General features: G+C 63.0%; 9 protein-coding genes. 7 read left to right on the forward strand and 2 right to left on the reverse strand.

Annotation, left to right across the window (positions count from 1 at the left end; genetic code table 11):
• Positions 1–147: 147 nt before the first annotated feature.
• The 4 genes from E5X34_RS32170 to E5X34_RS32185 all read left to right on the forward strand — a co-directional run bounded on the left by E5X34_RS32170 (position 148) and on the right by E5X34_RS32185 (position 3,524).
• Complete coding sequence (locus E5X34_RS32170; protein ID WP_292573164.1) at positions 148–489, forward strand: antibiotic biosynthesis monooxygenase; 342 nt, start codon at positions 148–150, stop codon at positions 487–489.
• Between the two features lie 147 nt (positions 490–636).
• A complete protein-coding gene (locus E5X34_RS32175; RefSeq protein WP_292573167.1) occupies positions 637–1,890 on the forward strand; it encodes a DUF4375 domain-containing protein in 1,254 nt (417 codons plus the stop codon).
• A 77-nt stretch (positions 1,891–1,967) separates the two neighbouring features.
• Complete coding sequence (locus E5X34_RS32180) at positions 1,968–2,705, forward strand: phosphatidylserine decarboxylase (protein WP_292573182.1); 738 nt, start codon at positions 1,968–1,970, stop codon at positions 2,703–2,705.
• Positions 2,706–2,780: 75 nt separating this feature from the next.
• On the forward strand, positions 2,781–3,524 hold the full coding sequence (locus E5X34_RS32185; RefSeq protein ID WP_292573186.1) for a phosphatidylcholine/phosphatidylserine synthase: 744 nt from the start codon (positions 2,781–2,783) through the stop codon (positions 3,522–3,524).
• Positions 3,525–3,634: 110 nt separating this feature from the next.
• On the opposite strand, the gene E5X34_RS32190 is transcribed toward E5X34_RS32185, so the two are convergent.
• On the reverse strand, positions 3,635–5,857 hold the full coding sequence (locus E5X34_RS32190) for an AMP-binding protein (protein ID WP_292573170.1): 2,223 nt from the start codon (positions 5,855–5,857) through the stop codon (positions 3,635–3,637).
• 171 nt (positions 5,858–6,028) lie between these two features.
• Here E5X34_RS32190 and E5X34_RS32195 point away from each other — a divergent pair, with 171 nt between their 5' ends.
• Positions 6,029–6,514, forward strand: coding sequence for an antitoxin Xre/MbcA/ParS toxin-binding domain-containing protein (locus E5X34_RS32195; RefSeq protein ID WP_292573189.1), 486 nt, complete (start codon positions 6,029–6,031; stop codon positions 6,512–6,514).
• Positions 6,511–7,017: an RES domain-containing protein gene (locus E5X34_RS32200; RefSeq protein WP_292573173.1), complete on the forward strand. Its 507-nt coding sequence runs from the start codon at positions 6,511–6,513 to the stop codon at positions 7,015–7,017. Before E5X34_RS32195 ends, E5X34_RS32200 begins: the two co-directional genes overlap by 4 nt.
• 33 nt (positions 7,018–7,050) lie before the next feature.
• On the opposite strand, the gene E5X34_RS32205 is transcribed toward E5X34_RS32200, so the two are convergent.
• The gene (locus tag E5X34_RS32205) at positions 7,051–7,458 is read right to left on the reverse strand and encodes a 4-oxalocrotonate tautomerase family protein (RefSeq protein ID WP_292573176.1); all 408 of its coding nucleotides are present in this window, start codon (positions 7,456–7,458) and stop codon (positions 7,051–7,053) included.
• 111 nt (positions 7,459–7,569) lie between these two features.
• Here E5X34_RS32205 and E5X34_RS32210 point away from each other — a divergent pair, with 111 nt between their 5' ends.
• A complete protein-coding gene (locus tag E5X34_RS32210; protein WP_292573179.1) occupies positions 7,570–8,412 on the forward strand; it encodes a LysR substrate-binding domain-containing protein in 843 nt (280 codons plus the stop codon).
• Positions 8,413–8,419 lie beyond the last annotated feature (7 nt).

The raw sequence follows: 8,419 nt of genomic DNA on the forward strand, positions 1-8,419 counted from the left end.
CCGTCTCGGCGCTGACGCGCCGATCCACCTTCTCCCACAAGGGGAGAAGGGAAGATGAAAATCCCGCTTGACCTCAACCTATCTTGAGCTTGCAAACCGTCTCCGAGCCACCTGCCAGGCAACCGTCCAAATCGGAGACAGATCGAAATGAGCACCCACAATCACCGCACCGGCAGCGTGTTCCGGGTCGACAAATTTGTCGTGCCGGCCGAGGCGCGCGACGAAATCCTGGGCAGGGTCTTCATGACGCATGAATTGCTGCGCCAACAGGAAGGTTTCGTGCAGGATTTCCTGCTCGAACAATTCTCCGGCCCCGGCGAGTTCAACATCGTCACCATGGTCGAGTGGGAAAGCCAGGCGGCGATCGACAAGGTGGTGCCGATCGTCAAGGCAGCGCATGAGCGCATCGCCTTCAGCGCCCAGGAAACCATCGCGCGGCTCGGCGTCAAGGCCGACATAGCCAACTACCAGCGCGTGCCGGAGGTGTAGGGGTTATCCTAGCGCAGCGGCGCCCAGCCGATGGGCGTCGCTCATCGCTATTCAATAGATCAGCCAAGGGCTTTTATCTTCAGCGGCTGCTGATATTGTCTCGACAGAAATAGTCATCCCATTTACTTTGAACTACGGAAAATTTGGATGTTCGGGTTCTTCTCGCGCAAATCCAAAGAAGCCTCCGAGAAGAAATCGCAGGCCGCCGAGGATAAGCGAGGCGTCCTCGTACCTCTGATTGTCGTGCCTCGTTCGAAGATCGAACAGGGCGACGGAGAGGCATTTCATCTCGTCTTCGCTGTAATGCAATTCGTCGTGACGATTGTTTCCAAAGGGCTCTATCGCCATTCGGAGATCAACCCTAAGGCGATGGAGGTATTTCACGCGGACCAGTACTCCTTGGAGGTGAAGAACGGCGGTCATAGTCAATTCATCCACAATGCCGGCAGCGAAATCCACACCATGATTGCCAACGCCAGAGCCGGACTCAGCGCGTGTGGCGCAAAAGGGCAGCTGGCAACATTGGAAAAGATGTCAGCCTGGATTGCCAAGCATCCTGATGAAGCTGCGAAACAAACGGGCTTCGAGGGTGGGCGCGACGATTTCCTGGATGCACTTGATGATGCATTCTATGAGGCCGATGACGCCATGCCGATGGAGGATTTGCTCGCGCGTTGGATCGCTTCTTGGCCCGATCTGCAAATTGTCGATGATGACAACTACGATGACGCGATCGATCGGCTGGTGCTGTCCAACCCTCAGCGGGAGGCCAGGCTTTTTCACGACTCGGTTGGCAAACTGGTGCGTCAGATGTTGAGCCAGCGCGAAGTCGGCGCCGGCCTCGCCTGCGCAACGATATCGCCATCGGAGATCAAGCTGGGGTTCGGCATGGCGAGGATGCTGGACATCGAAGGCGAAAAGCAGATGGTCTTCCAACTGCGTACCGATGCCGAAGAGCTCCGGTTATGCGCCTCGACAAAGACACACGTCGCAGTTTACGAGTATGTCGCCCCTGAAGACCCTCCTGTCATGCGCCCGGGTGACAACCCGTTGGGAGCGAACGCACCGAGGGTCGGGACACTGCTTGGACGCGCGGAGCAGTCAGAGATTGAGACAGCGATCCAGCTGTCCGAACAAAATCATGCTCCCGTCGCTGTCGACCTTTTGCTGCGCAAGGCTGGCTTCGATCCGCTGGGTGCCATCGTTTCTGCTAACTCGGTGGCGCAAACGGCGGAAGGGCCAGTTGTGAATTGGGTGGTGCTGGCGTCTGACCGGACCTTCCTCTCCCTGTCTTCGCCGAATGGCAGCGTGCTCTTGTGTGGCGAGGATTACGAAAAGCTCGCCGAGGCCACGATGCTTGAACTCGGCGCGCACTTTGATCGCTCCGCTGCCGCCCGGTAAATACCTGCCCGCGTTCGCGGTATCCGTGCCCCACCTATCCCCCCATTGTTGCGTTGCGGGGAAGGGGGCTTTCCGCTATTGAGGCGCAACCTGAAACAGGGACCGCCCCCAGCCCTATGACGCTTCTCGACTCGGTCAAGAATACGTTCGTTCCGATCCATCGCGAAGGCTATCCCTTCATCGCCGCCTTCGCCGCTGCGACGCTGTTTCTCGGCTATTTCTCCTCGGTCCTGTTCTGGATCGGGCTGATCCTCACCGCCTGGTGCATCTATTTTTATCGCGACCCCGAGCGGGTCACGCCGGTCGACGACCGGCTGGTGGTGAGCCCGGCCGATGGCGTGATCTCGGCGGTCGGACCCGCCGTGCCGCCGAGCGAGCTTGGCCTGGGCCCGGGCGAGATGACCCGGATCTCGGTGTTCATGAACGTGTTTTCCTGCCACATCAACCGCGCTCCGGTGCGCGGCCGGATCACGCGCATCGAGCATAAGCCCGGCAAATTCCTCAATGCCGAACTCGACAAGGCAAGCGCCGAGAACGAGCGCAACGGCCTGGTCATCGACAGCCCGAACGGCACCATCGCCGCCGTCCAGATCGCCGGACTGGTGGCGCGTCGCATCGTCTGCTGGGCCGAGGCAGGCGGCTCGATCGCCATCGGCGAGCGTTTCGGCCTGATCCGCTTCGGCTCGCGCGTCGACGTCTTCCTGCCGTCGAATGCCGTGCCGCGCGTCGCGGTCGGCCAGACGGCTGTCGGCGGCGAGACCGTGCTTGCCGAATTCGGTACCACGGCGGTCACGCCCCTCGTCAGGGTGTCCTGAGCGTTGGGCGCGCCCTTCAAGAAATTCGAGGCCCATGCCAGCGGCGGTCCGCGTATCCGCGAGATCCCGATGCGCATGGTGCTGCCCAACCTGGTGACGGTGCTTGCCATCTGCGCCGGCCTTTCGGGCATCCGCTTCGCCTTCGAGAACCGCTTCGAGATCGCCGTGGTCATGGTGCTGCTTGCCGCTTTCCTCGACGGCATCGACGGTCGGCTGGCGCGCATGCTGAAGGCCACCTCGAAATTCGGCGCGCAGATGGATTCGCTGGCCGACATCGTCAATTTCGGCGTGGCGCCGGCCTTGGTTCTCTACGCCTTCCTGCTCGACCGCGCCGGCTCGCCCGGCTGGATCGCCGCGCTTCTCTTCACCATCGCCTGCGGCATGCGGCTCGCCCGCTTCAACGTGCTGGCCGACGACACCGATCAGCCGGCATGGCAGACCGAATATTTCGTCGGCGTGCCGGCCCCGGCGGGCGCGGTGCTGGTCATGCTGCCGCTCTATCTTTATTTCCTGCGGCTCGGGCTGGAGCCGAGCCGCCCGGCCGCCTTCATCGCCACCGGTTTCACAGTGCTCGTCGCTTTCCTTCTGGTCAGCCGCCTGCCGGTCTATTCCGGCAAGAGCGTCAAGGTGCCGGGAGACAGGGTGCTGCCGGTCATCCTGGGCGTGGTGCTCTACATCCTCTTGCTGATGACCTATCCCTGGTACACGCTGACCGCTTCGGTCGCGGGATATCTGCTCTTCCTGCCGTTCTCGGTGCGCGCCTATTCGAAACGGGCCATGCGCGAAGGCGAGAAGGTGCCGCCTTCGGATATCGGGTAACGCGGCGCGCTAGAGCGTTTCACCGTTTCACGGAAACGGCGAACCGCTCTATCCCCTTGTTTTTACGCGATTCCAGACGGAAAACCGCTCACACTTTTCCTGGAATTGCTCTAAGCCGCCACGCCCAGCCCCAACCGGTCGATCGCCAGCTTTCGCGCCGAGACGTAATCCGTCTTGCCCGAGCCCAGCACCGGGATCTCTTCCACCTTGATGATGTCGTTGGGCACCATCAATTCGGCGGCGCCCGCCTTCTTGCCGAACTGGCGCAGTTCCTCGGCATTGGCGTCGTCGGCGGTGGTGACCAGCACGATACGCTCGCCGCGCCTCTTGTCGGGCACGGCCACCGCCGCATGGCGCTCTTCCGGCCACAGCGACTGCACCAGCATCTCGACGGCGCCCAGCGACACCATCTCGCCGGCGATCTTGGCGAAGCGCTTTGCCCGGCCGCGGATGGTGATGAAGCCCTCGCGGTCGATCGAGACGATGTCGCCGGTGTCGTGCCAGCCTTCCAGCGGCTGCAATTCGCCGGGGCGGTCGGCGCTCATATAGCCCATCATCATGTTCGGCCCGTCGAGCCACAGCCGTCCGCCCTCGGTGATGCCCTCGACCGGCTCCAGCTTCATGCGGATGGCCGGCAGCGGTCGACCGACCGTGCCGTCCCGGCTGTGAATGGCGGTGTTCACCGCCACCACCGGCGCGGCTTCGGTCAGCCCGAAACCTTCGACGATCGAGGCCTGGAAGCGGTCGCGATAGGTGCGTCGCGTCTCTGGTTTCACCGCCTCGGCGCCGGCCACGACGAAGCGCAGGCTGGAGAAGTCGCCGTCCTTGGCGGTGCGCGCATAATTGGCGAGGAAGGTGTCGGTGCCGAACATGACGGTCGGCTTCACCTTGCGGGCGATCTCGGGGATGATCTTGTAGTGCAGCGGCGAGGGGTAGAGGAACAGCTTTACGCCCAGCACCAGCGGCAGGATGGTGCCGCCGGTCAGGCCGAAGGAATGGAACGCCGGCAGCACGTTGAGCAGGATGTCGGCCGGCGAGACGGAAACGCGCGCCTCGGCCTGCATGACATTGGCAAGCAGGCTGCGGTTCGACAGCACAACTGCCTTCGGCGTGCCTTCCGAGCCGGAGGTGAACAGGATGACGGCGGGCTTCGAGGCTTGCTGCCGCTGCAGCGGTAAGCGCCACAAAAGCGCTGCGGCGACCTTGTCCAGCGCCGTCACGCCGGCGCGTACGTCTTCCAGCCACAGCATCTTCGCGCCGCCTGCCTCGACCGCGGCGATGATGTCGTCGATGCCGGCCTTTTCGACGAAAGCGCGGGATGACACCACGGTGCGGATGACGGCGGTGCGGATCGCCGCGGTCACGCTTGCCGGGCCGGCGGTGTAGTTGACCATCGCCGCTACCCTGGCCGCCGAGATCAGGCCGACGAAGGTGAGGACCACGCCATTGGCGTTGGGCAAGAGCACGCCGACCGCTTCGCCGGGCGCCGTCACCGCCTCGAAACGGCGTCCGAGCACGCGTGCGCCGATGAACAGCTTGCGGTAGCTGAGCGAACCCGAAATCACGTCCTCGATGATCGGATGCGAGGGGCCGACGCGATCGGCGGCGTCGCGCATGGCGAGGAACAGGCCACGGTCGAGATTGGTGCCGTAGAGCCGAGCCTCGGCGAAACGGTCGAACAGCGCGTTGGTGTTGGAGGCCATGTCAGGATTGCGCGCCACCAGCTCGGCGATGGTCATCGGCTCCAGCACGCTCACCGAAAGCCGCGGGAACCAGTACCTGGGGGCTTTCTCCTTCGGCGTCAGCGACATCGGCAGGTCGCGCGTGCCGGCAACGAAGATCGGCACGATGCGGGCGTCCGCCTGCATGGCGATGCGGGTGACGGCGCGAAACAGCCGGAAGGATTTGACGTCCGGCTCGACACTGTCTGGCAGGTAGACGGCAAGCCGTCCCTTGCCCTTCAGCACGCGCACCAACCGCCGGCTGACGAAGACATGCTCGGCATTGAAGGCGATGGTGCGGCCAAGCTCGCGCCACGGCTCCAGCCATGGCGAGCGCGCCGAGGTTTCGTCCAGTATATGCAGCGTGTCGTCGGGAAGCAGCGACAGCATCAGCGCCGGTTCGATGCGCGACTGGTGCGAGATCACATAAATGACTGGCGTGTTGGCGCTTCGGGCAATGCGGATACGGTTGTCGGCGATCCGATAGGCGAGCTTGAACGGCACATAGAGCAGCGCCTGGGTGAAGCGCAGGTCGAGCCGGAACCGCTCGATCACGGCGATCAGCAGCCAGGCAAACACAAGGCCCGCCAGCAGCGCCAGGGTCAGGATCATGCCGCTCTCTCCCAGTCTCCTCCAGGGCGCGGCTCTTGAGCGGCCGCTTCGGTGGCAGAGGGTAACGGAAGCGCGGGCAAGGTCAATGCGGGGTGAAGCAGTGCCTCGATCCCACTTGAAGAACCTCGACACATGTCGTAAATAAAGTGACACGTGACGGAGAAGCAAAAGATGGCTAGTTTCCCGACGGGATTTGCTGAAGCACCACACATGGAGCCGGAGTTCGAACGGCTGGTCGACCTGTTCGGTGGGCCGAAGGTTCTTGGATCCTCGGTATCCAACCCACTCGAGGCGCATGAAATGATCCTGCATGGAATTCCTAGCCAAGCCTTGGAAAGCCTCGTCAGGCAACTGACCGTCATCGAAGCAGATGCTTTCGAGGCGGCATTCGGCATGAGCGAGCGGACATTTCAGCGGCACAAATCGGATCACTCCAGGACGCTCAATCGGGAGCAGGGCTCAAGGACCTGGAATTTCGCCAGGGTTCTCACCAAGGCCACGTCCATTCTCGGCACTCAGGAAGCGGCCGAGAAATGGATGATCGAGCCCGCCATGGGCTTGGACAACCGGCGACCGATCGATCTCCTGGCCACGGCGGCGGGTACTATCCTCGTCCAGGAATTCCTCGAACGGCTTGATTATGGTGTCTACGCGTGACGCCTTTGCCGGGTTCTCTTGGGACGGGAGAAGTCCTCGGCTGGAGACTTGATCACAAACGCTTCCAGGCCACCTGGGACAGCGGCGAAGGAGCCTTCAAGCTTGGAGGAAGGTGGAACAGCAAAGGCGTCAGGGCCGTCTATGCATCCATTGACCCTTCGACCGCCATTCTGGAGGTGGCTGTACACAAAGGATTTCGCACGCTCGATACAGTCCGCCACGTGCTGACCGCATTCGAGATCGCCGATCCTTCGAAAATTCATGTTGTGGAAATTGGCGATATTCCAAACGCGAACTGGCTTCGGCCAGGCATTCCAAGCGCGGGGCAGCAGCAGTTTGGCGACGGTCTGCTGGCGGAGCATCCCTTGTTTCTGATTCCGAGCGCCGTGTCCCAGCACAGCTGGAACCTGGTGCTCGATCCCGTCCGTGGGAGCGGCCTTTACAAGCCGCACCTGCAGGAGGATTTCGCGCTGGATACCAGGCTTCATCCTCCCGCGAGATAGCGTACTTCCGGCGGGGCGGGGAGCAAAACACTCTCACGCCGCCTTCAATCTTCCGCTGATGAAGCGGAATTCCTGGGTTTTGCCGCCATAGCCATAGGCCGCCGCCGGCACTTCGTGCACGAAGGCATAACTCTCCTCATGCACCCCACCGAGCAGCCGGCCGAAAGCCTCGAAGATCGCCTTGAGATAGGCTTCGAGCTCGAGCTTGGTGTTGGTGCCGTCGACGACCTTGATGTCCAGCCAGCACGTGTTGGTCCCGTGCTCGGCCAGCGACCTGCCGCCGGCGAACCAGTGCTGAGGATCGATGTAGTTGACGGCGACTGCGGTGATCGTCGGGTCCTTGCGCAACTCCCTGGCGGTGATCTCGGTGATGTCCTTGGCGATCGCGGCGGACAGCTTGGCGTCGGGCTTGCCGGTGACGCTGATATTGATGATCGGCATTTTTCTCTCCTTGGGTTGGGCGCCTCGCGCCTTCGATGAGAGGATCATGGCATTGGCATGCATTCGATAAAATCGAATTGTTTTTGAGAAACGCTTCGATATCATCGAAGTATGGAAATGCTTGATCTCGACTTACTGAAGACCTTCCTTGCCTTCGTCGAGGGCGGCTCGCTTGCCAAGGCCGCCTCCGCCGTTGGCCGCACGCCGTCGGCTGTGACCGCGCAGATGCAGCGGCTGGAGGAGATCGTCGGCGAACCGCTGCTCATCCCGCAGGGCAGGGGACGCGGCCTGACACCGGCCGGCGAGGATCTTGTCGGCCATGCACGCCGCATCCTTGCCGTCCACACCGAGGCGTGGCTGGCGCTGAAAGGCGCGCGCGCCGGCGGCCGCATCGCCATCGGCACGACGCAGGACTTCGCCGACCACGGCCTGCCGGATCTTCTAAGGGCCTTCGCCGCCAGCCACCCGCGTGTGCGGATCGAGCTGCGTGTCGGCCGCTCCCTGGAGCTCGGCTCGGCGCTGCAGGCCGGCCAGATGGACCTCGCAATCACCATGCGCCATGCCCCGACGCCAGATGAAACGGCCGTGGTCAGCGAGCCGATGTTGTGGCTCTGCTCGGAGAAAGGCCTTGCGACGCGGCAGGAAGCCGTGCCGCTGGCGCTGCTCGATCCCTATTGCGGCTTCAGGGAGGCCGCGCTCAACGCGCTCGATGCCGCCGGCCGCCGCTATCGCATCGCCGCCGGCAGCGCCAGCCTTGCTGGTCTGCGCGCCGCGGTTGATGCCGGCATCGCGCTGACGCCGCGCACCCGGCGTTTTGCCCATTCCGGCATCGTGGAAGCGCCATACGAGCACGACCTTCCGCCGCTCCCTATGGCCGATTTCGCCATCCGGCTCGGTCGCGAAGCTCCGCGCCCGCCCACACGACCGGCGAATCACGGAAGGCCCGCACCATGATCATGTA

This window comes from Mesorhizobium sp. (assembly GCF_004963255.1).
In the GTDB taxonomy this organism is placed as follows: Bacteria; Pseudomonadota; Alphaproteobacteria; order Rhizobiales; family Rhizobiaceae; genus Mesorhizobium.

Bases quoted from the DNA above. Each gene is read 5' to 3' on its own strand.
- E5X34_RS32170 (WP_292573164.1), top strand. From the start codon at position 148: ATGAGCACCCACAATCACCGCACCGGCAGCGTGTTCCGGGTCGACAAA.
- E5X34_RS32190 (WP_292573170.1), bottom strand. From the start codon at position 5,857: ATGATCCTGACCCTGGCGCTGCTGGCGGGCCTTGTGTTTGCCTGGCTG.
- E5X34_RS32195 (WP_292573189.1), top strand. From the start codon at position 6,029: ATGGCTAGTTTCCCGACGGGATTTGCTGAAGCACCACACATGGAGCCG.
- E5X34_RS32205 (WP_292573176.1), bottom strand. From the start codon at position 7,458: ATGCCGATCATCAATATCAGCGTCACCGGCAAGCCCGACGCCAAGCTG.
- E5X34_RS32185 (WP_292573186.1), top strand. From the start codon at position 2,781: ATGGTGCTGCCCAACCTGGTGACGGTGCTTGCCATCTGCGCCGGCCTT.
- E5X34_RS32210 (WP_292573179.1), top strand. From the start codon at position 7,570: ATGGAAATGCTTGATCTCGACTTACTGAAGACCTTCCTTGCCTTCGTC.
- E5X34_RS32175 (WP_292573167.1), top strand. From the start codon at position 637: ATGTTCGGGTTCTTCTCGCGCAAATCCAAAGAAGCCTCCGAGAAGAAA.